At 62.8% G+C, this 25,596-nt stretch carries 22 protein-coding genes and 1 pseudogene; 8 read left to right on the top strand and 15 right to left on the bottom strand.

Annotation, left to right across the window (positions count from 1 at the left end; all coding sequences use genetic code 11):
• Nucleotides 1-6: 6 nt before the first annotated feature.
• From FRZ40_RS11755 to flhD, 8 genes are all read right to left on the bottom strand, one after another.
• Nucleotides 7-1,803 (bottom strand): methyl-accepting chemotaxis protein, encoded by a 1,797-nt coding sequence (locus tag FRZ40_RS11755; RefSeq protein ID WP_147234206.1) that lies wholly within the window; start codon nt 1,801-1,803, stop codon nt 7-9.
• A 75-nt stretch (nt 1,804-1,878) separates the two neighbouring features.
• On the bottom strand, nt 1,879-2,406 hold the full coding sequence (locus FRZ40_RS11750; protein WP_012402322.1) for a chemotaxis protein CheW: 528 nt from the start codon (nt 2,404-2,406) through the stop codon (nt 1,879-1,881).
• Between the two features lie 40 nt (nt 2,407-2,446).
• Nucleotides 2,447-4,735: a chemotaxis protein CheA gene (cheA, locus tag FRZ40_RS11745; RefSeq protein ID WP_147234205.1), complete on the bottom strand. Its 2,289-nt coding sequence runs from the start codon at nt 4,733-4,735 to the stop codon at nt 2,447-2,449.
• A 73-nt stretch (nt 4,736-4,808) separates the two neighbouring features.
• The gene (locus FRZ40_RS11740; RefSeq protein ID WP_028364050.1) at nt 4,809-5,171 is read right to left on the bottom strand and encodes a response regulator; all 363 of its coding nucleotides are present in this window, start codon (nt 5,169-5,171) and stop codon (nt 4,809-4,811) included.
• Between the two features lie 69 nt (nt 5,172-5,240).
• Nucleotides 5,241-6,353 carry a flagellar motor protein MotB gene (gene motB / locus FRZ40_RS11735; RefSeq protein WP_028364049.1) on the bottom strand — a complete coding sequence of 371 codons (1,113 nt, stop codon included), beginning with the start codon at nt 6,351-6,353 and terminating at the stop codon, nt 5,241-5,243.
• 12 nt (nt 6,354-6,365) lie between these two features.
• On the bottom strand, nt 6,366-7,226 hold the full coding sequence (motA, locus tag FRZ40_RS11730) for a flagellar motor stator protein MotA (RefSeq protein WP_007581537.1): 861 nt from the start codon (nt 7,224-7,226) through the stop codon (nt 6,366-6,368).
• 160 nt (nt 7,227-7,386) lie between these two features.
• Entirely contained in the window at nt 7,387-7,998 is a 612-nt protein-coding gene (gene flhC, locus FRZ40_RS11725) for a flagellar transcriptional regulator FlhC (RefSeq protein WP_147234204.1), read from the bottom strand.
• A 132-nt stretch (nt 7,999-8,130) separates the two neighbouring features.
• Nucleotides 8,131-8,451, bottom strand: a complete 321-nt coding sequence (gene flhD, locus FRZ40_RS11720) for a flagellar transcriptional regulator FlhD (protein WP_028364047.1) — start codon at nt 8,449-8,451, stop codon at nt 8,131-8,133.
• A gap of 675 nt (nt 8,452-9,126) precedes the next feature.
• On the opposite strand from flhD, the gene FRZ40_RS11715 reads away from it, so the two are divergent.
• A complete protein-coding gene (locus FRZ40_RS11715; protein WP_147234203.1) occupies nt 9,127-10,191 on the top strand; it encodes a glycosyltransferase family 4 protein in 1,065 nt (354 codons plus the stop codon).
• A 300-nt stretch (nt 10,192-10,491) separates the two neighbouring features.
• On the opposite strand, the gene FRZ40_RS11710 is transcribed toward FRZ40_RS11715, so the two are convergent.
• A complete protein-coding gene (locus tag FRZ40_RS11710) occupies nt 10,492-10,794 on the bottom strand; it encodes an H-NS histone family protein (protein WP_028364045.1) in 303 nt (100 codons plus the stop codon).
• Nucleotides 10,795-11,083: 289 nt separating this feature from the next.
• Between FRZ40_RS11710 and aqpZ the strand changes: the two genes are divergently transcribed.
• Nucleotides 11,084-11,833 (top strand): aquaporin Z, encoded by a 750-nt coding sequence (aqpZ, locus tag FRZ40_RS11705; RefSeq protein WP_147234202.1) that lies wholly within the window; start codon nt 11,084-11,086, stop codon nt 11,831-11,833.
• A 349-nt stretch (nt 11,834-12,182) separates the two neighbouring features.
• Nucleotides 12,183-12,484, top strand: a pseudogene (locus tag FRZ40_RS11700) (hypothetical protein).
• 123 nt (nt 12,485-12,607) lie between these two features.
• Here FRZ40_RS11700 and FRZ40_RS11695 read toward each other — a convergent pair.
• Together FRZ40_RS11695 and FRZ40_RS11690 are read right to left on the bottom strand one after the other, a co-directional pair.
• The gene (locus tag FRZ40_RS11695) at nt 12,608-13,429 is read right to left on the bottom strand and encodes a Cof-type HAD-IIB family hydrolase (RefSeq protein ID WP_147234201.1); all 822 of its coding nucleotides are present in this window, start codon (nt 13,427-13,429) and stop codon (nt 12,608-12,610) included.
• 107 nt (nt 13,430-13,536) lie between these two features.
• Nucleotides 13,537-14,421 (bottom strand): glucosamine kinase nucleotide-binding domain-containing protein, encoded by an 885-nt coding sequence (locus tag FRZ40_RS11690; RefSeq protein WP_147234200.1) that lies wholly within the window; start codon nt 14,419-14,421, stop codon nt 13,537-13,539.
• Between the two features lie 97 nt (nt 14,422-14,518).
• Here FRZ40_RS11690 and FRZ40_RS11685 point away from each other — a divergent pair, with 97 nt between their 5' ends.
• Together FRZ40_RS11685 and FRZ40_RS11680 are read left to right on the top strand one after the other, a co-directional pair.
• Complete coding sequence (locus FRZ40_RS11685) at nt 14,519-15,172, top strand: DNA-3-methyladenine glycosylase I (RefSeq protein ID WP_193566986.1); 654 nt, start codon at nt 14,519-14,521, stop codon at nt 15,170-15,172.
• A 449-nt stretch (nt 15,173-15,621) separates the two neighbouring features.
• On the top strand, nt 15,622-16,047 hold the full coding sequence (locus FRZ40_RS11680; RefSeq protein WP_147234198.1) for a hypothetical protein: 426 nt from the start codon (nt 15,622-15,624) through the stop codon (nt 16,045-16,047).
• 140 nt (nt 16,048-16,187) lie between these two features.
• On the opposite strand, the gene rpsU is transcribed toward FRZ40_RS11680, so the two are convergent.
• Nucleotides 16,188-16,400: a 30S ribosomal protein S21 gene (gene rpsU, locus FRZ40_RS11675; protein ID WP_007581560.1), complete on the bottom strand. Its 213-nt coding sequence runs from the start codon at nt 16,398-16,400 to the stop codon at nt 16,188-16,190.
• A 295-nt stretch (nt 16,401-16,695) separates the two neighbouring features.
• Complete coding sequence (locus FRZ40_RS11670) at nt 16,696-17,637, bottom strand: aldo/keto reductase (protein WP_147234197.1); 942 nt, start codon at nt 17,635-17,637, stop codon at nt 16,696-16,698.
• Between the two features lie 244 nt (nt 17,638-17,881).
• Here FRZ40_RS11670 and FRZ40_RS11665 point away from each other — a divergent pair, with 244 nt between their 5' ends.
• From FRZ40_RS11665 to FRZ40_RS11655, 3 genes are all read left to right on the top strand, one after another.
• Complete coding sequence (locus FRZ40_RS11665) at nt 17,882-18,700, top strand: flagellin domain-containing protein (protein WP_147234196.1); 819 nt, start codon at nt 17,882-17,884, stop codon at nt 18,698-18,700.
• Nucleotides 18,701-18,869: 169 nt separating this feature from the next.
• Complete coding sequence (gene fliD, locus FRZ40_RS11660; protein ID WP_147234195.1) at nt 18,870-20,297, top strand: flagellar filament capping protein FliD; 1,428 nt, start codon at nt 18,870-18,872, stop codon at nt 20,295-20,297.
• A gap of 25 nt (nt 20,298-20,322) precedes the next feature.
• Complete coding sequence (locus FRZ40_RS11655; RefSeq protein WP_240057138.1) at nt 20,323-20,619, top strand: flagellar protein FliT; 297 nt, start codon at nt 20,323-20,325, stop codon at nt 20,617-20,619.
• A gap of 150 nt (nt 20,620-20,769) precedes the next feature.
• Here FRZ40_RS11655 and FRZ40_RS11650 read toward each other — a convergent pair whose 3' ends face one another.
• Together FRZ40_RS11650 and FRZ40_RS11645 are read right to left on the bottom strand one after the other, a co-directional pair.
• A complete protein-coding gene (locus FRZ40_RS11650) occupies nt 20,770-23,205 on the bottom strand; it encodes a tetratricopeptide repeat protein (protein WP_147234194.1) in 2,436 nt (811 codons plus the stop codon).
• Between the two features lie 15 nt (nt 23,206-23,220).
• Entirely contained in the window at nt 23,221-25,593 is a 2,373-nt protein-coding gene (locus FRZ40_RS11645) for a tetratricopeptide repeat protein (RefSeq protein WP_147234193.1), read from the bottom strand.
• Between the last annotated feature and the right edge of the window lie 3 nt (nt 25,594-25,596).

Raw genomic sequence — 25,596 nt, 5'->3', positions numbered from 1 at the left:
CGTTCGTCAGAACGTTTCCCAGTCGGCGTCCGAGGACGCCGCCACGGCTGCCGTCTTGCGCTGCGCGGGTTCGGCGGCCGCGACGGATGCCTTCTTCGCTGCCGGTTCGACGCGCGCGGGCGTTGCCGCCGCTTCCGTCTTCGCGACGGCAGGCTGCGCGGGAGCCGGCTTCGCCGCATGCGCGACGGCCGCCTTCACGCGGCTCTTCGCCGTGTTCGCCGACGGCATCGTCTTCGTGCCGCCCTGCGCACCCTGCACGCGCCATTGCCCGATCACCGACTGCAGCGTGCGCGTCTGCTCTTCGAGCGACGCGGCGGCCGCGGCAGCCTGTTCGACGAGCGCCGCGTTCTGCTGCGTCACTTCGTCCATCTGCACGACGGCGCGGTTGACCTGCTCGATGCCGCCCGACTGCTCTTCCGATGCCGCACTGATCTCGCCCATGATGTCCGTCACGCGGCGCACGGCCTGCACGATCTCGTCCATCGTCGTGCCTGCGCGGCCGACGAGCGTCGAGCCGCTCTGGACCTTGCCGGCGGAGTCGCCGATCAGTTCCTTGATTTCCTTCGCCGCGCTCGCGCTGCGCTGCGCGAGGCTGCGCACTTCGCCTGCGACGACCGCGAAGCCGCGGCCCTGCTCGCCTGCGCGCGCCGCTTCGACGGCTGCGTTCAGCGCGAGAATGTTCGTCTGAAACGCGATGCCTTCGATCACGCTGATGATGTCGACGACCTTGTTCGAGCTGGTCGCGATGTCCTGCATCGTGCTCACCACCTGGCTTACCACTTCGCCGCCGCGCGTCGCGATGTCCGACGCGTTCACGGCAAGCTGGCTCGCCTGGCGCGCGTTGTCCGCGTTCTGCTTCACGGTGCCCGTCAGCTGCTCCATGCTCGACGCCGTTTCCTGCAGCGAGGCCGCCTGCTGCTCGGTGCGCTGCGACAGATCCGTGTTGCCCATCGCGATTTCGCGGGCACCCGTGTCGATCGACTCGACGCTCGTGTGCACCGACTTGATCATCGTCGAGAGGCTGTCCTGCATCAGCTTGACGGCCTTGAACAGGCGGCCGATTTCATTGCTGCCCGTCGTGTTCACCAGCTGCGTCAGGTCGCCCTTCGCGATCTGCTCGAAGCACGCCACCGCGTCGTTCAGCGGCTGCACGATCATGCCGCGCATCGCGAAGCGGATCGCGACGACGAGCACGAGCGCGACCGCGATCACGGCGATGATCGCGGCGCGCAGCATCTTCATCTGCGCGTCCGTGTTTTGCTGCTGCTGGTCCGCGTGCGCCTGCAACGCCTTGACGACGGGCGACGCCGCGTTGTCGTAGTTCACGAACATCGGGCTGATCTTCGTGTCGGCGATCGCGTGATAGCCGGACAGATCGCTGGCGCGCAGCGCCGTGAACTCGGGGTTCACGCCGTCGTTGATCAGCGTCGCGCGCTTCGCGACCACGGCGTCGATCAAGGCCTGATCGATGCCGTTCTTCGGGGTGTTCAGGAACGCCTGCCAGTTTTCGTTCGATTTACCGAGCAGTTCGGCCGCGCGGTCGAGCACCTGCTTCGACTGCTCGATCTCGCCCGCCGCCGTCAGTGCATTGACGCGGTCGAGCGACACGCGCGAGCGCAGCAGATACGAAGACGAGTCGTTCAGCGTGCGGATCGCGACCATGTCGCCATGCGCCATGCTGTCCAGTGCGTCGCCCGAGCGGCTCAGCGCGGTGAGCCCGAGCGCTCCGACGATCACCGTCAGCGCAGCCAGAATGACCCCTACGATCGTCAACGTCGTCCGGATCGACCATCTGCTCAGCATTGTTCTACTCCCTGATTACCTGTCTGGTCCTGCGGCGTTCCTGCGTCCCGCCCTGCTTGCGCCGCTACTTGCGCGTTACCTGCCGAGCGCTTCCGTCAACGCCATTTCCCGGCTGGTCATCAGCTTTTCGATGTCCATCAGGATCAGCATGCGGCCGTCGACGGTGCCGAGGCCCGTCAGGTACTCGGCCGTCAGCGTCGCGCCGAATTCCGGCGCCGGCATGATCTGGTCGACGGCGAGCGTCAGCACGTCCGACACGCCGTCCACGACCATCCCGACCACGCGGCCCGCGACGTTCAGGATGATCACCACCGTCTGATGGTCGTACTCGACCCGGCCGAGGTGAAACTTGATACGCATGTCGACGATCGGCACGATGATGCCGCGCAGATTGATCACGCCCTTGATGAATTCGGGCGCGTTCGCGATACGCGTCACGCTGTCGTAGCCGCGGATTTCCTGCACCTTCAGGATGTCGATGCCGTACTCTTCGGCGCCGAGCGTAAAGATCAGGAATTCCTGACCGCTCGCGTCGGCTTGCGCGTCGCGGCGGCCGATCGAACCGGCTACGCCGTTCGAATTGATGGATTGGACTTCTGCCACGTTAGCCCCCAAAACGGTTGGGATGAGTTGAGTTTCAGTTTCAGGCGAGCGAGAGCGCCGCACCGTGCGACGCCCGCGTCTCGCGGTTCAATGCAGCCACGTCCACGATCAGCGCGACGCTGCCGTCGCCGAGAATGGTCGCGGCGGAAATGCCGTGTACCTTGCGGTAGTTCGTTTCGAGGTTCTTCACCACCACCTGCTGCTGGCCGACCAGTTCGTCGATCAGCATCGCGAAGCGCCGTCCTTCCGTCTGCATGATGGTGACGATGCCCTGTGTCGGCTCGGTGCGCGCGCCGTCGACCGAGAACACCTCGTGCAGCGCGACGAGCGGCAGATATTCGCCGCGCACGCGCACGACGCGTTCGCCGTTCGCCACGGTGTAGATGTCGTCGGCTCGCGGCTGCAGCGACTCCATCACGAAGTTCAGCGGCAGGATGAAAATCTCGCTGCCCACCTTGACCGACATGCCGTCGAGAATCGCCAGCGTGAGGGGCAGAATGATGCGCGTCGTGCTGCCCTTGCCCGCCTGCGACGTGATTTCGACGTGGCCGCCCATCGACTGGATGTTCCGTTTCACCACGTCCATGCCGACGCCGCGGCCCGACACGTCCGTCACCTGCTCGGCCGTCGAGAAACCCGGAAGGAAGATCAGGTTCCAGACTTCGTCGTCCGTCATCGTGTCGCTGACGGTCATGCCCTGCTTCGCGGCCTTCGCGAGAATTTTGTCGCGGCGCAGGCCTGCGCCGTCGTCGCTCACTTCGATCACGATGTTGCCGCCGTGATGCGCCGCCGACAGCACCAGCTGGCCCGTCGAATCCTTGCCTGCCGCCTTGCGCGCTTCGACCGTTTCGATGCCGTGGTCGAGGCTGTTGCGCACGAGGTGGGTGAGCGGATCGATGATGCGTTCGATCAGGCTCTTGTCGAGTTCGGTCGCCTGACCGAAGGTGACGAGTTCAACCTGCTTGCCGAGCTTCGCCGCGAGGTCGCGCACGAGGCGCGGGAAGCGGCTGAAGACGTAATCCATCGGCATCATGCGGATCGACATGACGGCTTCCTGGAGATCGCGCGCGTTGCGTTCCAGTTGCGCCATGCCGTTGAAGAGGCGGTCGTGCAGCGCCGGGTCGAAGGTGCTGGTGGTCTCGGCCAGCATCGCTTGCGTGATCACCAGTTCGCCGACCAGGTTGATCAGCTGGTCGACCTTTTCGACGCCCACGCGGATCGAGCTGCCTTCGCCCGCATTCGCGGCGGCTGCCGGACGCGCCTTGCGATCGCCTTCGGCGGATGCAGGCGCGGCCTTCGCGGCGGGTGCCGGTGCCGATGCGCTCGCCGCCGGCTCCGCTGCGGCAGCCGGTGTAACGATTGCGGCCTCGGCGGATGCAGGCGCTGCTTGTGCTGCGGGGTGCGCTGCAGGCTGCGCGGCGGCGGGCGCCGGCGCGGCCTGCACGACTGCGGCAGGCGCCCCCGCGCCGCCGCTCGCCGTGCCCCCCGCTTGTACTGCCTGCGCCGGCTCGGACTGGGCGGATCCGGATGCTCCAGGCGCACCCTGCTCCGCGCCGCTTGCCGGCGCTGCGCCGCGGCCGATCACGATCTGACTTTCGTCGATCACGAAACAGCACACGGCCGTGATGTCGTCGGACGACACATCGGATTCCAGCCACAGCGTGATGTCGCTGCCCGTCTTCACCTGTCCGACGATACGGCCCAGGTTGCCCAGCTCTTCGCTGAGCAGTTCCTGGTCCTTTTCCCCCACGCCCCGTAGCGTAATTTTCAGATGGGGTCCTGCAGCCGCATCGGATGAAGCAGCGCCGGTCTGTGCCGGTTCGTTGTCTGCCCATTCGCCTGCGGCCTCTACTGCCTGTTCGACGACATGCTCCGGCGCATGGCCTTCGGCCACGGGCTCGGCGGCTGCCGTTGCTGCCGGCGCTGCTGCCGCGCCGCTGCTTTCCGCGTGCAGCCGTTCGAGCTTCGCGCAGATCGCGGCCGCGACGGCGGCGTCCGGCTCGGCGCTCGCGCGATAGTCGGCCAGCTGGCCGGAGAGCACGTCCTTCGTTTCGAGGAACGTGTCGATCATGTCCTTGCGCAGCGTGATTTCGTTGTTGCGCGCGCGGTCGAGGAGCGACTCGAGAATGTGCGTCGTCTCGGTCAGCGCCGTGAAGCCGAACGTCGCCGCGCCGCCCTTGATCGAGTGCGCCGCGCGAAAGATGGCGGCCAGATCCTCGGGATCGGGATGGCCGACGTCCAGGTTCAGGAGCAGCTGCTCCATCTGCGCGAGCAGTTCGTCCGCTTCGTCGAAGAACGTCTGGTAGAACTGAGTGATGTCGAGTGTCATGCGTGTGTCACCGCGAGAGTCCTGGCTGCTATGCCACTTCCAAATATCGGTTGCTGTTGCCTGTCCGGTGCGCTCAGGCGAGCGCCGCGACCAGTTCGGTCAGCATGTCGGGGTCGAGCGGCTTTTCGATCCACCCCGTTGCGCCCGCGTCACGCGCCGCTGCCTTGAAAGGCTCGCCGGATTCGGTCGTGAGGACCAGGATCGGCGTGTCGCGATACGAGGGGTTGCCGCGCAGCGCGGCGATCAGATCGAGGCCGGAACGGCCCGGCATGTGCTGGTCCGTCAGCACGAGGTCGAACGGCATCGCGAGTGCGTTTTCGAGCCCTTCGTCGCCGTCGGCCGCGAGCGTCACCTGATAGCCGGCACCCGTCAGCGTCGCGGCAAGAATTTGCCGCATCGCTGCCGAATCGTCGATTGCCAGAATGTGCCTGATCATTCAATCCTCACTGCGCTCACGATGGATCGCGGTTGCGCCTCCTTGCGCGCGCCCGCCATCCGCTGTCTGTCATTGCGTCGCCGTCGCAGGCGCCGCGCTCTTGTCGGCCGCGTCCTGCGGCGCGACCGATACCGCTCCGACTGTTCCCACCGCGCTCTTCTGCATCGCGTGCGGCGCTTTGGCCTGCGGCGATTGAGGTTGCGCAGCGGGCGGCGAAACCGGCTGGGTGATCTTTTGCAGCAGCGGCTTGCTGGCGCCCGCTGCGTCGTTCGACAACGTGGTCGAACTCGTGTCGTCCTGCATCAACGCGTCTTCCGAGCGCTTGTTCAGCACGATGATGCTGATGCGCCGGTTTTCCGGATCGAGCGGATCGGCCTTGTTCAGGTTCTGCGTCGACGCGAGACCCAGCACGCGCAACACCTTCGCTTCGTCCATGCCGCCCGCGATCAGCTCGCGGCGCGACGCGTTTGCGCGGTCGGCCGACAGTTCCCAGTTGCTATAGCCCTTCTCGCCGCCCGCGTACGGCACGGCATCCGTGTGACCTTGCACGACGATGCGGTTCGGCACGTCGTTGAGCGTCGCGCCGATCGCCTGCAGGATGTCGTGCATGTACGGCTGCACGATCGCCTGCGCCGTCGCGAACATCGGGCGCTTCTGCGTATCGACGATCTCGATGCGCAGACCCTGCAGCGTCGAGTCGATGCGAATCTGCTGCTTGAACTGGCGCAGCACCGGGTTCGCTTCGATCGCGGCCATCAGCTTCACCTGCAGGTCGTGCAGTCGCACCTGCTCGCGGCGCTCCACCGCGCCCTGCAGCTGCTGCAGCGCCTGGTCGTCGGCGCGTGCGGCCGTGTGCTCGGCGCGGTTCATCGAGCCGTCCGTCTGACGCGTGATGCCGTCCTTGTCGGTCGAGATGTCGCGGCCGCCGCCGGGAATCTGGCTCGAATCGACTGCGCTGCGATCACCGCCCCACAGCGTGATCTTCAGCGGCTGGTTGAAGTAATCGGCGATGCCCTTCAGCTGAACCGTCGATGCCGAGCTGAGCAGCCACATCAGCAGGAAGAACGCCATCATCGCCGTCATGAAGTCCGCATACGCGAGCTTCCAGGCGCCACCGTGGTGGCCGCCCTTCTTCGGCGCGGCGCGCTTGACAACGATTGCGCGGTCTTTGTCCTTGCTCATCGCCCGCGTCCCTTATTTCGCCTTCACGCGGCGCACGTGCTCTTCCAGTTCGGCGAACGACGGGCGTTCGGTCGAGAAGAGAACCTTGCGGCCGAATTCGACGGCGATGGCGGGCGCGTAACCGTTCAGGCTCGCGAGAATCGTCACCTTGATGCACTGGAACATCTTGGTGGATTCCGTGACGCGCTGTTCCGCGACGCTTGCGAGCGGCCCGATCAGACCATACGAAAGCAGAATGCCGAGGAAGGTGCCGACCAGCGCCTGCGCGATCATTTCGCCGAGCACGGCGGGCGGCTTGTCGGCCGACGCCATCGTGTGGACCACGCCCATTACGGCCGCGACGATACCGAATGCGGGCATCGCGTCGCCGACCTTCATCAGCGCGTGTGCGGGCGCCTCGCCTTCGGCGTGATGCGTTTCGATCTCTTCGTCCATCAGGCTTTCGATTTCGAACGCGTTCATGTTGCCGCCGACCATCAGGCGCAGATAGTCCGTCAGGAATTCGACGATGTGATGGTCCGCGAGAATCTTCGGGTATTGCGTGAAGATCGGGCTCTTCTGCGGATCGTCGATATCCGCTTCGAGCGTCAGCGTGCCCTCCTTGCGCGCCTTCGCCAACAGCACGTACAGGAGCGCCATCAGCTCCATGTAGACGTCCTTGTTGTACTTGGCGCCTTTGAACAGCGTCGGAATCACGCGCAACGTAGCCTTGATCGTCTTCATCCCGTTGCCGAGGATGAACGCGCCAAGACCCGCTCCTGCGATCATCAGCACTTCGACGGGCTGCATGAGCGCGCCCAGGTGGCCGCCCTCCAGCGCATAGCCGCCGAAGACGGACAACAGCGTAACGAGTGTTCCCACGAAAATCAGCACTGCCGAGCCCTCACGAAAAGCGACGGGAGACCGTCGTTATTCAGGTTTACGGCAAGCAGTCGGAAAACTTTGGCGGAATGAGCGCGCGATGAGGACGGTGTTAACCAGAGTGCGCCTGCTCAGACGCGACAGCCCGCACGGCGGGCTTTCGAACGGTCTCTCAGGCGGGCGCGGCGACGCCGTCCGACAAGGCTTCCAGCGCTTCGTCGAGCGGCGCGCAAAGCGTGGCTTGCGACGCTTCGCAGCGGGCGTCGGCGGCTTTCCGGGTCTTACCGGCGCGCGACGGCGGCGCACACAAACCGCATACGAAGCCGTGCTGCGGATCGTGCGCGTGTGCGACGAAATGTCCCCGGCAGCGGGTGCATGCCGTCATCTGCAGCATGCCGGAATCGAAGAAGCGCACCAGCGTCCACGCGCGCGTGAGGCTCAGCGCCGGTTCGTCGTGGTGCATCCGCACGTGTTCGAGGTACAGCCGGTATGACTTGACGATCGACTGGATCGTCTCGCAGCGGCCCAGCCCCGACATGAAGCGGTAGACGTTGTAGAACAGCGACGAGTGAATGTTCGGCTGCCACGTCATGAACCAGTCGGTCGAAAACGGCAGCATCCCTTTGGGCGGCGATACGCCCTTCACTTCCTTGTACAGCTTGATCAGCCGGTCTCGCGACAGCGTCGTCTCGGCTTCGAGCAACTGCAGGCGCGCGCCGAGTTCGATCAGTTCAATCGCCAGGGTGATCTCCCTGACTTCGAGCACCACGCTTTTTTGTGCCATCCGCCCCGCTTCCCGCGTCCGTTGCCGTTCCCGCCGGCACGGCCGGCAGAAAACGATGAAAGCGCCGTCGCCGGCGCGCGTAGGTTGGCTCAGTTCGGGCGCTCAGGCGCCCGTCGTCGGCCGCCGGCGGTTTCAGCCGATCTGCTCGACGGGCTGGCCCGCCATCAGGATGGCGGAGTGCGCCTGGGCAACGGCTGTCGATTTGCCCTTGTCGGCCAGCGACGAAAGGATCTGGTGGTCGTCGAAGCGGAAGCGGCACAGCACCTGGTTCGATGAGGCCAGTTTCACGGTCTGCGCGAGCGACAGGTTGGCGAGCACATCGGCAAGCTGCTCCGAAATGCCCATGCGGAACATGCCCATTGGCTTGTCTTCACGCAGCAGGCGCTGCGCGAGTAGCAAATAGGACAAGTTCACTTCCCTAATTTCATTGAGCATGTCACTTTGGGCGCTCATTGAATTCCCCCGATTTTGAATCTGGCTGGTCAGGCCGTCGTAAAACGTTTGCTCGATCGCGTTAAAAAAAACCACGAACGGCACGCTTATGGTTAGCGTGCATTTTCGCTAAGGGAGGCGCTAACGAAAATCGGACACTCGCCCCAACTGGTTGACGGAATAATCCAGGATTTCTGTAGGAATTTTTCCTACAAATTTTCGCGGCGGGGAATTTCGACGGACATTGGTGCGCGAAAAGCGCTGCCCGGTTACACGCGAGAGCACGCGTGAAAGGTTTGGGAAGCGGATTATGCGCCCATATTTGAGCGGAAACAAAGCGAAATTCGCATCGAAATGTTCGGCGGCGCACAAATTGATCGGACGAATCGGCCACGCAACATGCTGCGTCTTATGACTCAAAGTGCGGCGGATATTGCCTGGATGCCGATCGCTTCGTGCTTTTGGGCAGCATACGGGCACTTATTACGCATCATGTTTCGCGCTGTAACAACGTTAAGTGTTTGAAAAATAGCTCGAATTGGCGCTCGCGATCCCGATAATGACACCTAGGGATAACCCCATTGGGCTTCCTGCCACGGGCGGCGGCACACCGCGCCCAACCGTCCGACAGGCTTCCGCTTTTTGCCACACGCCAGGCAGCGCCGCGCGAAGCCCCTTTGCACAAGGAGATCACGCATGCGAATCGCACAAATCGCACCGTTGTACGAAGCTGTTCCACCGAAACTCTATGGCGGCACAGAACGCGTCGTGTCGTATCTGACCGAGGCGCTGGTCGATCTCGGTCACGATGTGACGCTCTTCGCGAGCGGCGATTCGGTGACGTCCGCCAAACTCGAAGCCGCGTGGCCGCGCGCGCTGCGTCTGGATCCGACGATCCGCGACGCGCTCGCGCCGCACATGCTGCTGCTCGAGCGGGTGCGCAAGATCGCGCACGAGTTCGACGTGCTGCACTTCCACCTTGACTATCTGCCGTTCCCGCTGTTCTCGACGCTGGACACGCCGTTCGTGACGACGCTGCATGGCCGCCTGGATTTGCCCGAACTGCAGCCGGTGTTCGATACATTCGAAGATGCGCCCGTGATCTCGATTTCGGATTCGCAGCGCCTGCCGCTGCAACAGGCCAATTGGCTGAACACGATTTACCACGGCCTGCCGGAGCAGTTGCTGACGCCGCAAACCAGCAAGAAGCCCGAATACCTCGCGTTCCTCGGCCGCATCTGTCCGGAAAAGCGCGTCGATACAGCCATCAGGATCGCTGCGCAAAGCGGTCTGCCGCTGAAGATCGCCGCCAAGGTGGACAAGGTCGACCAGGAATACTTCAAGACGGAAATCGAGCCGCTGCTGTCGCAGGCGCACGTCGAGTTCATCGGCGAGATCAACGAAGCACAGAAGCCGGAATTCCTGTCGGGCGCGAAAGCGCTGCTGTTCCCGATCGACTGGTCGGAGCCGTTCGGCCTCGTGATGATCGAATCCATGGCGTGCGGCACGCCCGTGATCGCCTTCAACCGCGGTTCGGTGCCGGAAGTGATCGACCACGGCGTGACGGGCTTCATCTGCGAAGACGTGCAGGGTGCCGTGGCGGCGCTGCAGCGTATCGACGACCTGTCGCGCACGGAAATCCGCGCACAGTTCGAACGCCGCTTCAGCTCGAAGATCATGGCGCAGAACTACGTCGATAGCTACACGGCGCTGCTCGAAGCGACCCGCCGTCCGATGCTGCGCCGCGTGGCGGTGGGCTGACGACAGTCAACTCTGCCGATGCCGCGATTGACGCGTAATTTGTTCATGTAAATCGTTTGCGCGGGCGTTCAAGCGTCGTTTTCGGATTGCTCGCAGTAAAAAGCCGCCTCCCCGGGCGGCTTTTTCTTTTCCGCGGTTCAAGACGCGGCGGGCAATGGAAGCGCTTTCTTCAATGCGCGGCAATGCGCTTTTACTGAATGAAGCTATCCCCGTGCTTCAGTGCCTTGCCGCGCATTAACGGATTCCGAAGTGACGTATTCCGCCGGAACACCTTCAGGCGGCTTTCGCCGTTTGTCCCAATTACACCTGGCCGATCAGAAAGCGTTCGCGGTTCTTGCCGGCAATCCACTTAGGCGGCTTTCCCCTGCCGCTCCAGGTGCTCCCCGACTTCGGATCCTGATACTTCGCGGGCAGCGGCGCCTTCTTTGGCGGGCGTCCGCGGCGTGCCGCCTCCGCAAAACCGAGGTCGTGCGCGCTAAGTCCGTAATCGGCGATTTTCTGGCGGATTTCGGCAATCACATTGCCCACTTCATTGCGACGCGCTTCTGCCGCTTCCGCTTCGAGGCGTGCGATCTGCGCCTTGAGATCTGCGTATTGTGACATTTGGGCTCCCCTCTTTTTCTAAAAGTGGTTAGCACGGAGATTAGCCGTTGCCAACGAAATTCGCAATGGCGGGTAATACGGCGCTATCAAAAGATTTCGTCTGAGTATTTATAAAAATCGCTGAATCGTTCAAACAGCTGGCGGTTTATCACGAAATAATTCCGCGTTCGTGAATGACAATTCTTGACAGTGCATTTGTGCAACGTTGCTTAAAATTTGCGCTCGCAAGTGCCGGGCAGCGCGTGCGCTCTCGTCCTTGAATCCCCTGTACTTATTAGGATTACACACGATGAACCTCTCCAAGCGCCTCGCAGCGGAGCTGTTCGGCACCTTCTGGCTTGTACTCGGAGGTTGCGGCAGCGCCGTCCTCGCGGCAAATTTCGCCGGCCCGGTTCATGGGCTCGGCATCGGCTTCGTGGGCGTGTCGCTCGCTTTCGGCCTGACCGTCCTGACCATGGCGTATGCGATCGGGCATATTTCAGGTTGCCATCTGAATCCGGCCGTCAGCGTAGGTCTGACCGTCGCGGGCCGTTTCCCGGCGCGCGACCTTCTGCCGTATATCGTCGCGCAGGTGCTGGGCGCAGTGCTCGGCGCGTTCGTGCTGTCCGTCATTGCTTCGGGCAACCCGGATTTCCATCTGGTCGCAAGCGGTTTCGCGAGCAACGGTTACGGCGAGCGCTCGCCGGGTCACTACGCGTTGCCGGCCGCGTTCGTGTGCGAAACGGTGATGACAGCCATCTTCCTGTTCGTAATTCTCGGCGCAACCGACAAGCGCGCGCCCGCGGGCTTCGCGCCCATCGCGATCGGCCTGTGCCTCACGCTGATCCACCTGATCTCGATTCCCGTCACCAACACATCGGTGAATCCGGCTCGCTCGACAGGGCCGGCGCTGTTCGTGGGGGGCGCAGCTGTCGATCAGCTGTGGCTCTTCTGGATCGCGCCGATTCTCGGCGCCGTGATCGCCGGCATCGTGTATCCGCTGATTGCGGGGAATGCGCAACATGCCGCGGAAGCCGGGCGCACACGCGTGACCGCGTGATTGCCGCTATCCGTTCTGAATAAAAAAGGGGCGCGTCGGCGCCCTTTTTTAGCCACAACAGGATTAATAGATGGTTCAAATGTAAGGCTGGTTTACGGTCACATTCGCCGCGCTTAAAAATGTCTTTCGGTTTTCTCGAATACCAACTCGCCCCAACCCACTGTATGTAGGCAAAGCGTCTGAAGCCGCGCAATGCCGGGCCTCATGACGCGTTGCTCAACGGCCGGAAATCACCTTCGATCCGGCATCGCACACTTTCACTTCGTAACATCCTGTCGCAGCGACGCCCGCCGCTGACGCGTAGATTGAACCTGTACGGCAACCACGCCGCATTCACAGGAGAAGCACAATGAAGCGCATCGTCACTCACATGCTCGTTGCAGTTGGCCTCGCCGCTGGCGCATGCGTGTCGCACAGGCGCACACGAATCTGAACATCGGCCTGTCGCTCGGAACGCCCGCGCCGGCCTATGTTGCGCCTGCGCCGCAGCCGGTCTATTACGGGAACCGGTATTGGGGCGATCATCGTTACGACGGCTATCGACGCGATCGCGGCTGGAATCGTGGCCGCTGGGATCACGATAACCATTGGAACAACAACTACGGCAACCGCTGGAACGAAGACCATCGGGGCGGCGGTTATCGAGACTGAGCGCGACTGAGGCCAGTGAGGCCGCGTAGCCGGGCGGGAAATTTCACCCTCGCCCGGTAGTCGACAGCCACATGGCGCGTTTCCGGGAACGGGAACGCGCCATGTGCATTTGATCTCCGGGATTTACGCCGTCAGCTCGTCGTCGAGCGCGAACAGCTTGCGCAAATGATGCGCGACGCCCGCTTCGAAGTTGTTGCCGATACGCGGCACGTTCGGCAGGCGCTGGATCAGGTCAGGATTGGCATTGTTCATCATGAACGGATGGCCCGCCGTTTCCAGCATGTCGATATCGTTCATGTTGTCGCCGAAGGCGACGCACTTCGCCGCAGGCACATTCAGGCGGTCGAGCACGAACTGCAGCGCGCGCCCTTTCGATACGTTCGCCGTCATCACCTCGAGACAGTCCGGCAGCGAATACGTGACATAGAGCGTCTCGCCGAACGTCTGCTGCAGGTTGGCCGCCACGACGGCGAGATCTTTCGGGTCGCCAATGTACAGCGCCTTCGCGATGTCCGCGCCGTCGTGCTGCTGCAAATCCGTCACGTTATAGGTGAAGCCTGAATCCTGGTGATAGCGCAGCAACTCCGGCGCATCCCGATCGATCAGCCATTCGCGGTCGGCGAACAGATTGACGATCACGCGCCCATGCTCACCCGCGATTTCCGGTTTCACGAGTTCCTTGACCGCGTCGGCCTGAAGGTCGTCGGCGAAGATCATTTCGTCGTCCGGCGAATGGACGCGGGCGCCGTTCGACGTGATCAGATATGGCCGGATGCCCAGCACGTCGCGAATACCCGCGACGTCGCAATAGTGGCGCCCCGTCGCGATCACGATGTGGATGCCTTGCGCTTCCAGCGCGCGCACCGTGTTGATCGTAAACGGGTCGACCTGGTGGTTGCTGTTCAGCAGTGTTCCGTCCAGATCGCTGGCAATGACTTTGTACATGGGTAGGCGGACAGGCGGCGTCGGAAAGCGTCTATTTTATCGCCTTCGGGCGCGCTGCTTTCCGTTTCCGCCCGTGCCCGCTCCTCGTCCGTCATGCGCTTCATCGGTTATGCCCCGCTGATTCGGGTAGCCTCCCGCCGGGCCAGTTGCAGCGCGCCATGCGCCGAATCCGAAAGCGGCGCGCGCAGCCGTCCCCGATAGGGCGCGGGCACGTACTCGCTCAACGGCTGGCCGAGCCCGCCGCACAGCGCGATGGGCAAAGTTCCGGACGGATCGAGCGCGGCAATCATCTTGCCGATTTCCTGGCCGGCTTCGTGTAGCAGGCGCGCGGCAAACGGATGCTCACGATGCTCGACGACGACGCGCGCAATGCTCGCATAAGCCGTCTGATTTGCGTCGCAGAGCCAGACCACGAGCCCGTCGCGATCCGACACGCCCACGTGATCGATCAATGCCTGTGAGAGTTCGTCGGGGGGAACGCGGCCGTCGAGCGCCTGCTGCGCATGCACGATGGCGCGCAGGCCGAGCCATGCACCGCTCGCTTCGTCGGCGGACGGATAGCCGTAGCCGCTGACCGTACGGCACTCGCCGTCGCGGTCTAGCACAGCCGCCACGCTGCCCGTTCCAAGCGCGACGATCACGCCCGGCTCGCCGCCGTGAGCGCCGAGCAGTGTGGAATAGGCGTCGTGCTCGATAGACAGACCGGCAAGCGCCGGCGCCTTGGCGCGAAAGGCGGACAGCCAGTCGCGATTGTTGACGCCCGCGAGCCCGCAGCCGAAGACGAAGCGCGACCAGTCGGCTGTCACGCCAGCGAGTGCGCACGCTTGCGCGCTGGCCGCAAGGATCGATTCCCACGCGCGCTCGACACCGAGCCCCAGGCCCGATGGCCCCGCCGTGCCCTGTGCGAGTTCCTGCCCTTCGGCGTTCGCCAGCACGACACGCGTGCCGGTGCCACCGCCGTCGACGCCGATCAGATAGAGGTCTTGTTTCATCGATTCGCTCATTGATGTGTTACCGCATAGCGTGGCAGGTCTCGCCGCCCGCGACAATTGGCCGATCGGCCAGGTTGCGGCCTCACCCCGTTCCGCTATGCTGGCGTGGCCCGATCGACGGGCGATCAACCAACCAAGCAGGAGCCGGAACGTGGCTGAGCAGCGATGCAACTGGGCGACGAGCGAAGCGCTCGCACACTATCACGACACCGAGTGGGGTGTCCCTTCGCGCAACGACCAGCATCTGTTCGAGATGCTCGTGCTCGAGGGCGCGCAGGCAGGGTTGTCCTGGTCGACGATCCTGAACAAGCGCGCCGGATACCGGCGTGCGTTTTCGAATTTCGATATCGACAAGGTTGCCCGCTATACGCCGCAAAAGATCGATGCCCTCGTGCTCGACGAGGGCATCGTGCGGCATCGCGGCAAGATCGAGTCGACGGTGCTCAATGCTAAAGCCGTCAGGCAGATTCAGGCGGAGCACGGTTCCCTGGCGGACTTCGTATGGTCGTTCGTCGACAACGTGCCGGTCCAGAACGCGTGGACGAGCTACAAGCACGCGCCCGCTTCGACGGAAGTGTCGGATGCGCTCAGCAAGGCGCTCAAAGGCTATGGCTGCAAATTTGTGGGCACAACTATCTGTTATGCCTTCATGCAGGCGGTCGGCATGGTCAACGATCATCAAACCGATTGCACCTGCTATTCGCGGTGCGCGTCGCTCGGCAGAAAAGGCCGCAAAAAGAACGCGAATTGACGGGCTGCGCGCCATGCGCCGACCGCGGACACATGTCGCGCGGTCGCAACACATGGCATGATCGCGCCCGTTCGAAAGGTCGTGATGTTTGCGAAGCGGCGCGGGCGGAAACCGCGTCCGTAAAGGCGTACGCGTGGCCGGGCAGCGCGGCGAGCGAGAGTCATCGGCACCCGACGCAGGAACTGAGCGCTAGCCAACACACCGGCTGTCCATTTTTGCATTTCGCTCGTTATAACTGATGCATGCGATGTCGTTCGACGCACCTCCGGACGGGGAAGTCAGCCGGGTGTCGACGGCATTGCTGGTGTAACGCGCGTCGTCCGCAAACCGCGAATTGGACGGTAATCGACGTCCTGGTCAGAGCTTAGGCAGCGCGCCCGTCACAGGATACTGTCGACTCTTGCACCGGAAACGAATGACCGCTGCGCAGTGCGCTGGGGGAGACCAACATGAAAACTCATAACTTCCTGACACATCAGGAAATCTACGACCGGGCAGTCGATCATCTGTTCGGCCAGGGCCGTGCGGCGTTGCTGCCGCGCGGTGGCGGCGCCTACCGCGGCTATTGCGGGGGTTGCCCGGTCGGCAGCTTTATCCATTCGCGCGACTACATGACGGCGATGGAAGGCATTCCCGTGCGATTCATCGGCAAAACGCCGGCCGAAATGCCGATTTATATGGACGTCGGCGTGGCCGCATTAAAGAAGGCGCTGCTGCGCTCGCGCCTCAACATCTACGATCCTGTCATCGTCGACTTGCTCAGTTGCCTGCAAAACGTTCACGACGTTTTCGGCACCTGGGAATGGCGCGACCGGCTGCGCTCGATCGCACGTCAGTTCGGCCTTTCCGATGAACGCGTCCGGACCACCGCCTGACCCTCTAGTCCAGAAATAAGCCGCGCGGAAGTCTCCGCGCTTCTTTACACCCCAATCGACGCTGCAAATGAAAAACGGCGGTGTGGCTTCTTTCGAAGCTCACACCGCCGTAGGCGTGCTTTCGCGTGCCGGAAGCGTGCTTAGTGCAGCTTCTTCGGCAGCATCTGGCTGCGCAGGCGCTTGTGCAGGCGCTTCACTGCAGCTGCCTTCTTGCGCTTACGAGCCGTCGTCGGCTTTTCGTATGCCTGGCGTTCACGCAGTTCTGCGATCAGGCCATTCTTTTCGATTGCGCGGCGGAAGCGGCGGATTGCCACTTCGAACGGCTCATTTTCCTTCAGGAGAATCGTCGTCATGTAATTCCTAAAAACGCTTGATACGGTTAATGGCGTGGCGGTCAGCCCACTCACGCGCCGGCCCTCCGGTCGTTCCAGATCTGGCAAAGCACTACTGAAACGAGAGGCGAAGCGGCCACGGAGGCCGGAAAAGAGAGGTGGGAGTTCACCGCGAAACGCGGGCAGCGCACATTGCAGCGCCGCGCCTAGCTAGCGTTTCGCCACCAGTAACCCATGACGAAACGAGCAAAGATCTCAATTCACTCCCGATCATATCAGGAAATCAACCTTCCGACCAGCTTTTTGACGTTTACGATCAGGCACTTGCGTCGTTCAATGCGCGCAAATCTGCGTCCGTGAGCGTCAGATGCACAGCAGCGACAAGACTCTCGAGCTGTTCGACGGACGTCGCGCTGGCAATCGGCGCCGTGATGCTGGGACGCGCGATCAGCCACGCGAGTGCCACCGAAGCCGGCGTGCTGCCGTGCCGCCCCGCCACTTCTTCGAGTGCATCGAGGATCGCGAAGCCGCGTTCGTTCAGATACGCCTCGACCTTGCGGCCCCGCGCGCTCTTCGACAGATCGTCGCGTGAACGGTATTTGCCCGACAGGAAACCGCTCGCGAGGCTGTAGTAGCAGACCACGCCCAGCCGCTCGGCGAGCGCGATCGGCTCGAGGTCGGTTTCGTAAGCGGCACGGTCGTACAGGTTGTACTCCGGCTGGATCACCTGATACTGCGGCAAGCCATTGTCCCGCGCGATCTGCAGCGCTTCCTGCAGCCGCGCGCCGCCGTAGTTGGACGCGCCGATCACCCGCACCTTGCCCGCTTCGATCAGCTGCTGGTACGCGCCGAGCGTCTCCGCCAGCGGCGTCTCCTCGTCGTCGAGATGCGAAAAGTAGACGTCGATGTAGTCCGTCTGCAGGCGTCGCAGCGAATCTTCGACGGCCGCGCGAATGTTGCCCGCCGACAGCCCCTTGCGATTTCCCAGCATGCCGACCTTCGTCGACAGCACGATCCTGTCGCGCTTGCCCGACTTCGCGAACCACTTGCCGATGATCGTTTCCGATTCGCCGCCTTGATTGCCCGGCACCCATGCCGAATAGACGTCGGCGGTATCGATGAAATTCAGGCCCGCGTCGGCAAATGCGTCGAGGATCGAAAACGACGTGGCTTCGTCGGCCGTCCAGCCGAATACATTTCCTCCGAACATCAGCGGCGCGACCTGCAGTTGCGACGTGCCGAGCTTGCGTTTCTGCATGACATCTCCACGAGCAAAGGAAGCGGGCCATCAAGGATACGCCGTCTTCCCGATCGTCACAGACGCCCCCGACAGCGTGCCGCCCGCATCCATGCGCCCCCAAATTTCGCAAGATCGCCCCTAAAGTTTTCTTCTGACCACGCCGTCAACCAGGACAGGCGGCGACGCAATGCACACAGTAAGGCGCGACGCCGAGCCAAAACAGCCTCCTACATCCGAGGCGTTTTACAAACGAGGACGCAAAATGCTGAATATCAACACCAACATCGCTTCGCTGACCGCGCAGAACAACCTGTCGGGTTCGCAAAGCGCACTGTCGCAGGCGATCAACCGCCTGTCGTCGGGCAAGCGTGTGAACACCGCTGCCGACGACGCGGCAGGTCTCGCGATTTCGACGTCGCAAACGGCATCGATCAACGCGCTGACGCAAGGTGCTGCCAACGCGAACAACGGCATCTCGATGGTGCAAACCACGAACGGCGCACTGCAGTCGGTCGTCGACAACCTGCAACGTATCCGCCAGCTGGCGGTGGAAGCAGGTGACGGCTCGCTCGACTCGAACGCACTGGCTAACCTCCAGTCGGAAGTGTCGACCCGTCTGACGGAAATCACGCGCGTTGCGCAACAAACGACGTTCAACGGCCAATCGGTTCTGAACGGCATCAGCTCGGTCAACTTCCAGATCGGCGCGTTCAAGGGCCAGGAGATCACGGCTGACTTCGGCACGCAAAAGTGGGACGCGACGAACCTCGGCATCAACGCGCTGAGCGTTTCGACGGCATCGGCAGCCCAGTCCGCGATGAGCCAGATCGACAACGTTCTGACGAGCGTGAACACGTTCCAAGCAACGCTGGGCGCAACGCAGAACACGTTCCAGGCTGCAATTTCGACGACGCAAACTCAAGCAACGAACATGAGTGCAGCGCGTTCACAGATCACCGACGCAGATTTCGCGACGGAAACGGCGAACCTGTCGAAGGCTCAGGTTCTGCAACAAGCTGGTATCTCGGTTCTGGCGCAAGCGAACTCGATGCCCCAGCAAGTTCTGAAGCTCCTCCAGTAAGAGTAACGACAGACGGCGCGCGGTCCGGCGCCGCACCCGAAGCCGCGGCTCGCGCCCGGCTTCGGCAAATAAAAAAACAGCTGTATCGCATGCTTGGGAGGTTCGCCTCCCATCATGCATTTGAACGCCGAGAACCCAACGCAGTCCGTTTCGCCAATCGGAGCACCGCATGACCACCACGTCGACTTCGACTTCATCCACTGACGTCACTTCCCTGCTACAGCAGGCAGCGCAGTCCATCATCAGCGGCTCGACCAAGTCGACCCTCGATGTGAATTCACTGGTGTCGGCGCTTGTGACGGCGAAGACCGCGGCTCAATCGTCGGCGATCACAACCAAGCAAACCTCGGACAACGCCGAGCTCTCCGCAATCGGCAAGATCAAATCGGCGCTTTCGTCGCTGCAGACGGCAATCAGCGGCCTGTCCGACGGCACGGCGCTCAATCAGCTGGCAGTCGCCGTCAGCGGCACGGGCGTCACGGCATCGACGACAACCGGCAAGGGCGCGGTGGCAGGCAACTACACGTTGGCCGTCACCAATATTGCGACCGCCAACAAGATTTCTTCGCAGGCTTACACCTCGGGCGCGAGCCTCGGCAGCGGTACGCTGACGGTGGGCGTAGGCAGCAACTCCATGCAGATCAACGTGACGTCGTCGGACACGCTAGCGACCATCGCTAACTCGATCAACACGGCGAACAACAATCCGGGCGTCTCGGCAGCCGTCATCACTGCGGCCGACGGCCAGCATCTGGTGCTGACCTCGAAAGCGACGGGCGCGGCCAACAGCGTGTCGGTTTCGGCAAGCGCGGGCCTCAGCTCCGGCCTGAACACGGCCAGTTTCACGCAAGTCACGGCGGGCAAGGACGCGAACTTTTCGCTCGACGGCAACGCGATCACCAGCTCGACGAACGTCGTCACGTCGGCGCTGACGGGCGTGAACATCGACATCTCGAACGCGACCGCGAACAGCACGCAGACCATCTCGATCACAAACGACACGTCGGCGTCGGAAAAGTCCATCAACGCCTTTGTCACCGCGTACAACAACTACGTCACGACGGCCACGGGGCTGACGTGGGACTCGACGCAGGCGACGGGCTCGCAGGCCGGCCCGCTGCTCGGCGATTCGATGACGAACACGATCACGAACACGCTCGGCGCGCTGGTCGGCGGCGGCATCAGCGTCGGCGGCAAGACGATCAGCCTGTCGTCGATCGGCATCAACCTGCAACACGACGGCACGCTGTCCGTCGATTCGACGACGCTGGAAAATGCGCTGTCGAGCAACAGTTCGACCGTCGCAGCCGCGTTCAACACGACGAACGGCATGGGCGTGACGCTGAACAACTTCATCAACACGTACACGCAGTCGAGCGGCACGATCGATCAGCGCACGCAGGCGCTGAACACCGACCTGAGCAATCTGTCGGATCAGGCGACGCAGCTCACCAACTATCAGAGCACGCTGACCGATCAGTACAACGCGCAGTTCTCGGCGCTGAACACGCTGATGACGACAATGCAGAACAACACGGCATACCTGAACCAGCTGTTCGGCGGCGGCGGCCTGTCGGGCTCGCTGAACTCGAAGTAACGCGGATACCCGCTAAACGGAACTCATGATGAACGATTCGCTGACCCGCGCACTGGATTTGACCCGCGCTCTCGAAGACGCGGTCTCGCAACAAGACTGGCCGCGCGCGTCGGCGATCGTCGAAGAGCGCTCGCCGCTGCTGATGTCGCTGAGCCCGCAGCAAACGCCCGAAGCACTGGAAAAGATCCGCATGATCCAGCATATCGACGCAGGGATCAGCATGCATGCGCGCAACGGCATGGACCGCCTCACCGAACGTCACGGCGAGGCGCTTCGTCGCATCAAGTCGGTGAGCCTGTATCACACGACAGGCATGCTCTGAGTTATCGAATCTGAAGAACGCCGCGCGACGTAGTCAACAAGAACTGCGCGGATTGATAAAGCTGCAGCGATGCAGCTTTTTTTTCGCCTGTACAAAAGCAAATGTCCGCATTGCGCCACGCAGGGCGTAATGCGGACATCGAGGCTCAATTCAGTTCGCGCTTTCTTCGTACGCGCGCCACATGCCTTCTAGCGCATCTTCGAAGTTGCCCGCGAAGCGGCGCGCATCGCACATCGGCGAAGCGAGCACATGCTCGCGCAAACCGGCGCGCAGCTTTGCCAGCGATTCGATACTCGACACCAGTTCGCACACTTTGTCGATATAGCTCGCCTGATCGACGCAGATCCACTCCCCGAATCCCGCCGAATGCAGCACGCTTTCGCCGATGTGACCGAGGAAGCGATCGCCTTTCATCGCGACGACGGGCACACCCATCCACAGCGATTCCGCTGTCGTCGTGCCGCCCGGATACGGGAAGGGACTCAGCACGATATCGACGCGATTGAACGTCTCAAGATAGGCCTTGCGCCTCGAGCCGCCTTCGAGCAACAGGCGCGATGCGGCGATGCCGCGCGCCGCGAAGCGCGCATACGTCGCTTCCACGACGTGCGCCCGGTCGAGTTCGTGCGCCTTGATCAACAGACGCGACTCAGGCACACGCTGCAGCACGCGCGCCCACAGATCGAGCACGCCGTCCGTCATCTTCGCGAGCTTGCCGAGATAGCCGAACGTGACGTAACCATTCGCTTGCATCGGAAGCGGGCCGACATCGATGTCGTACTTGGGCGGCGTCATGCACAGATAGCCGTCGGGCAGATGCCACGGCTTTTCGATGAAGTGATGCGCCTCTTCGGGCGGCAACACATAGCGGTCGCCGAGCACGTAATCGATTTGTTCGACACCCGTCGATGCGAAAAAGCCGAGCCATGTCACCTGCACGGGCGCCGGTTTCATCGCGAACACGGGCAGGCGGTTGAACGCCGTGTGACCCGACATGTCGAGCAGAATGTCGATGCCATCATCGACGATGCGCTGCGCCGCGGCGTCGCGCGAGAGTTTCCATAGCGGTGTCCATGCGTCGAACAGCGGCCGCAAACGGTGCGTCGTATCGTCGACGACATCGTTGGTCGGATACGCGATCAGTTCGATACGCAACGGATCAATATGGCTCAGCACACTTTCCGTAAAAATGCCCACAGGATGCGTGCGCAGATCGCCCGATACGAAGCCGATGCGCAATGGCCGCTTGCCGCGCGGCGCGCGCCGATGCGTGAACTGCCTGACGCCTGCTGCGATCCGCTTGCCGAAATACGCAGCGTCGGCCAGATAGGCTTCGACCCGCTGATGCGACATGCTCGCTTCGCAGAACAGCAGCGCCGTGTGCGCGACGTCGGCGTCCGGCGAGCGTTCAATCGCGGCGCGATAGCTGTCGGCCGCGGCTTCGAGTTCGCCCAATGAGCGCAACACATCGCCGAGGTTGATGTGCATCCGCGATGAGCCGTCCTTGCGTTCGAGGGCCTTGCGCGCGTAGCGCAACGCGTCATCGGAACGCTCGGTCTTCAGATACGCGACGGCGAGATTGTGATGCACTTCGGCGTCGTCATCCGCGAGTGCGACGGCGCGCTGATAGCAGTCGATCGCCTCATCATAGCGGCCCAACCCGTACCACGCATTGCCGAGCGTTGCACACGCCTGTGCGAACGACATGCGCGGCTCCGACGAACGCCCGTGCACGGCATTCGCCACGCCGGACTGATACGAATCGACGATCGTCTGCGCGAGTTGCAGCGCTTTCGAGTATTGCTCTGCCGCGAGTTCGGATTCGCCCGCGTCGCGGAACGTGTTGGCCAGATTGTTGTAGACGCCCGGCTGATTCGGGTCGAGATCGATCGAGCGTTGCAGGCTCACCGCGGCTTCCGCGAGTTCGCCACGCGCAAGGTGCAGCGTGCCGAGACTGTTGTGTATCAGCGCGCGGTTCGGATCGAGCGCGATCGCGCTGTGATAGCTGGCAATCGCCTCGTCGTACTTGCCCTGCTCCGTCAACGCGTTGCCGAGATTGTTGTGCGCGTCCGCATAGTGCTGTCTGAACGAAATTGCCTTGCGATACGCGAGCACCGCGCTATCCGTCTCGCCGAGATCCTTCAGAGCATTGCCGAGATTGTTGTACGCCTCGGCGTAACCGGGACGCAATTCGAGCGCCTGCGCGCAGCTTCGCATCGCGGCTTCCGGCTGACGATCTTCACGCAACGCGTTGCCGAGATTGTTGTGCGCTTCGGCGTAGTCCGGCTTGAGCGTCACGGCCTCGCGATATGAATCGATCGACTGCTTCAGTTGGCCATGCTCGCGCAACGCGTTACCGAGATTGTTGTGATAGATCGCGTTCGGCAGAACCTCGATCGACTGGCGCATCAGCGTGATGCCCGCCTCGTACTGTTGAATCTGGCACGCGAGCAGGCCGAGAAAATGCAGCGCATCGGAATGCCGGGGATTGGCGCGCAGGATCTCGTCGTAGATTGCCTTGGCTTCGGCGAGCCGGCCGGCCTGGTGATGCGCGAGCGCGGTGTTGAGAAGATTAGCGTGATCCACTGTGATCCTTTTGATTCATGCAGCGTGCGAGTCGACGTACTGCGTCCACATGCCGTCGAATGCCGCTTTCAGATTCGTCGCGAAGCGCCGCGCATCGCACAGCGGCGAAGCCAGCATCTGCGCACGCAAACCCTCGCGCAACGCAGCCAGACGCTCAGGCTGCGCGGCCCACGCGCTTGCGAGCGCAATGTATTCGTCCTCGTCGCGCGCAATCCACCTGGCGAGTCCCGCCTCGTTCAGCACGCTCTCGCAGATATGCGTGACGAAGCGATCGCCTTCGAGCGCGACGACGGGCGTGCCCATCCACAGCGCTTCCGCCGTCGTCGTGCCGCCCGGATAGGGAAACGGGCTCAGCATGATGTCGACGCGGTTATACGCGTCCAGATATTCGTGACGCGGCGAGCCGCCTTCGAGAATCAGACGCGACGCGTCGATGCCTTTCGCTGCGAATTGCGCAGTCGTCGAGCGGCACGCATGCGCGGCGCCGAGTTCGTGCGACTTCATCATCAGCTTCGCGCCCGGCACTCCGTGCAGAAGACGCGACCATGCGGCGATCACGTTCGGCGTGATCTTCACAAGTTTGCCGAAATAGCCGAACGTCACGTGACCGTTGCGCGTCATCGGCAATGGGCCGACTGCGACGTCGTCTTTCGGCGGCGTGAAGCACAGATAGCTGTCGGGCAGACGCCAGGTTTTCTCGACGTAGTGGGACTCTTCGGCGACGGGCAGAACGTGCGGATCGCCGAGCACGTAGTCCATTTCGGCGAGACCCGTCGTGCCGAAGTAGCCGAGCCAGCTCACCTGCACGGGTGCGGGCTTCCACGCAAACACGGGCAAGCGGTTATGCACGGTATGCCCCGACAGATCGACGAGTATGTCGATGCGATCGTCGAGAATCATCTGCACGGCCTGCTCGTCGGGCACATTCACGTGGCTGCGCCACGCGGTGAAGCGCTGTTTCAGCCGCGCGGTGATGTCGTCCTCGCTCGCGCGCGTCGAATAGGCGATCAGATCGAAGCTGCCGTCCGCGAAATGCTCCATCACCGATTCGATAAAGATGCCGACGGGATGCAATTGCAGATCGCCGGATACGAAGCCGATACGCAGCTTGCGTCCGTCATGATGCGGCGCCGGATGCTCACAGCGGCGCGCACGCGCGGCCATGCGCGCGCCGAATTCGCGCGCGGTCGCGAGCGTGACGGCAGGCGGCGTCGGTGCGTGCGTCGCGAGATTGAACAGCAGGCGGTTGTGCGCCAGTTCCATTTCGCCGTCGAGCACGATGCCACGCCGGTAGCTCGCAATCGCGCCGTCCGCGTCGCCGAGCATGCTCAGCACGTCGCCGAGATTCACGTGCGGCACGGCCGAATGCGGTTCCAGCAATACAGCCATTTGCGCGCTCTTGAGCGCTTCGTCGGCGCGGCGCTGCTTGAGCAGCGCAACGGCCAGCCGATGATGCGCGGACGCATCGCGCGGCGCGAGTTCGGTTGCCGTCCGATAGCAGAGAATCGCCGCGTCGAGCTTGTCGGCGTGCTGATACGCGTCGCCGAGTTCGAGATAACCCGATGCGTCGTTCGGTGCGCGTTCGACTGCGGACGTCAATGCATGCGCCGCTTCGTCCCAGCGCTGACGGCTACCGAGCCATTGCGCGAGCATGCGATGACGCGCGGCATCGGCGGGCGCGCGTTGCGCCGCCTGCTGCAGCACGTCGATCGCGGCATCGATTTCGCCGCGTGCGTGCAGCAGCTTCGCGAGACTGTCGTGATTGTCGACGCGATTCGGATCGAGCGCGAGTGCATGACGGAACGCGTTGATCGATGCATCCGCGTTACCGCGCCCGGCCTCCGCGCGTGCAAGATTGCCGAACGCGTCCGCGTAGTCAGGCCTGAACGACACGGCCTTCTGATAAGCCAGCACCGCATTGCCAAGATCGCCGAGATCCCGCAGTGCGTTGCCGAGATTGTTGTACGCCTCGGCATAGCCGGGACGCAGTTCGATCGCCGTCGCGCAGCTCATCATCGACGCATTCGCGTCGCCCGCTTCGCGCAGCGCATTGCCGAGATTGTTGTGCGCCTCCGCGTAATCGGGACGCAGATTCACGGCATGCCGGTAGCCCTCGATCGCTTCGCCCAGCTGACGTCGTCCGAGCAGCACGTTGCCCAGATTGTTGTAGTAGACGGCATTCGGATTCGCGGCGATCGACGCGCGCATCAACGCAATGCCCGCGTCCGCGCGATTCGTCTGGCACGCGAGCAGCCCGGAGAAATGCAGCGCATCCGATTGCGCCGGCTCGGTCTGCAGAATGGCGTCGTAGAGCGCCTGCGCGGCGGCGAGACGTCCCGCCTGATGATGCGTCAGCGCGGCGTTCAGAAGACTCGGAATGTCGTGCATGGT

Source organism: Paraburkholderia azotifigens, from assembly GCF_007995085.1.
Lineage (GTDB): Bacteria > Pseudomonadota > Gammaproteobacteria > Burkholderiales > Burkholderiaceae > Paraburkholderia > Paraburkholderia azotifigens.
This window is presented reverse-complemented; position numbering and strand designations above follow the sequence as displayed.

Bases quoted from the DNA above. Each gene is read 5' to 3' on its own strand.
- motB (WP_028364049.1), bottom strand. From the start codon at position 6,353: ATGAGCAAGGACAAAGACCGCGCAATCGTTGTCAAGCGCGCCGCGCCG.
- FRZ40_RS11710 (WP_028364045.1), bottom strand. From the start codon at position 10,794: ATGTCACAATACGCAGATCTCAAGGCGCAGATCGCACGCCTCGAAGCG.
- FRZ40_RS11680 (WP_147234198.1), top strand. From the start codon at position 15,622: ATGAAAACTCATAACTTCCTGACACATCAGGAAATCTACGACCGGGCA.
- FRZ40_RS11695 (WP_147234201.1), bottom strand. From the start codon at position 13,429: ATGTACAAAGTCATTGCCAGCGATCTGGACGGAACACTGCTGAACAGC.
- fliD (WP_147234195.1), top strand. From the start codon at position 18,870: ATGACCACCACGTCGACTTCGACTTCATCCACTGACGTCACTTCCCTG.
- aqpZ (WP_147234202.1), top strand. From the start codon at position 11,084: ATGAACCTCTCCAAGCGCCTCGCAGCGGAGCTGTTCGGCACCTTCTGG.
- FRZ40_RS11645 (WP_147234193.1), bottom strand. From the start codon at position 25,593: ATGCACGACATTCCGAGTCTTCTGAACGCCGCGCTGACGCATCATCAG.
- FRZ40_RS11740 (WP_028364050.1), bottom strand. From the start codon at position 5,171: ATGATCAGGCACATTCTGGCAATCGACGATTCGGCAGCGATGCGGCAA.
- rpsU (WP_007581560.1), bottom strand. From the start codon at position 16,400: ATGACGACGATTCTCCTGAAGGAAAATGAGCCGTTCGAAGTGGCAATC.
- FRZ40_RS11670 (WP_147234197.1), bottom strand. From the start codon at position 17,637: ATGCAGAAACGCAAGCTCGGCACGTCGCAACTGCAGGTCGCGCCGCTG.
- FRZ40_RS11665 (WP_147234196.1), top strand. From the start codon at position 17,882: ATGCTGAATATCAACACCAACATCGCTTCGCTGACCGCGCAGAACAAC.
- flhD (WP_028364047.1), bottom strand. From the start codon at position 8,451: ATGAGCGCCCAAAGTGACATGCTCAATGAAATTAGGGAAGTGAACTTG.
- flhC (WP_147234204.1), bottom strand. From the start codon at position 7,998: ATGGCACAAAAAAGCGTGGTGCTCGAAGTCAGGGAGATCACCCTGGCG.
- FRZ40_RS11655 (WP_240057138.1), top strand. From the start codon at position 20,323: ATGATGAACGATTCGCTGACCCGCGCACTGGATTTGACCCGCGCTCTC.
- FRZ40_RS11715 (WP_147234203.1), top strand. From the start codon at position 9,127: ATGCGAATCGCACAAATCGCACCGTTGTACGAAGCTGTTCCACCGAAA.
- FRZ40_RS11685 (WP_193566986.1), top strand. From the start codon at position 14,519: ATGCTGGCGTGGCCCGATCGACGGGCGATCAACCAACCAAGCAGGAGC.
- FRZ40_RS11690 (WP_147234200.1), bottom strand. From the start codon at position 14,421: ATGAAACAAGACCTCTATCTGATCGGCGTCGACGGCGGTGGCACCGGC.
- cheA (WP_147234205.1), bottom strand. From the start codon at position 4,735: ATGACACTCGACATCACTCAGTTCTACCAGACGTTCTTCGACGAAGCG.
- FRZ40_RS11755 (WP_147234206.1), bottom strand. From the start codon at position 1,803: ATGCTGAGCAGATGGTCGATCCGGACGACGTTGACGATCGTAGGGGTC.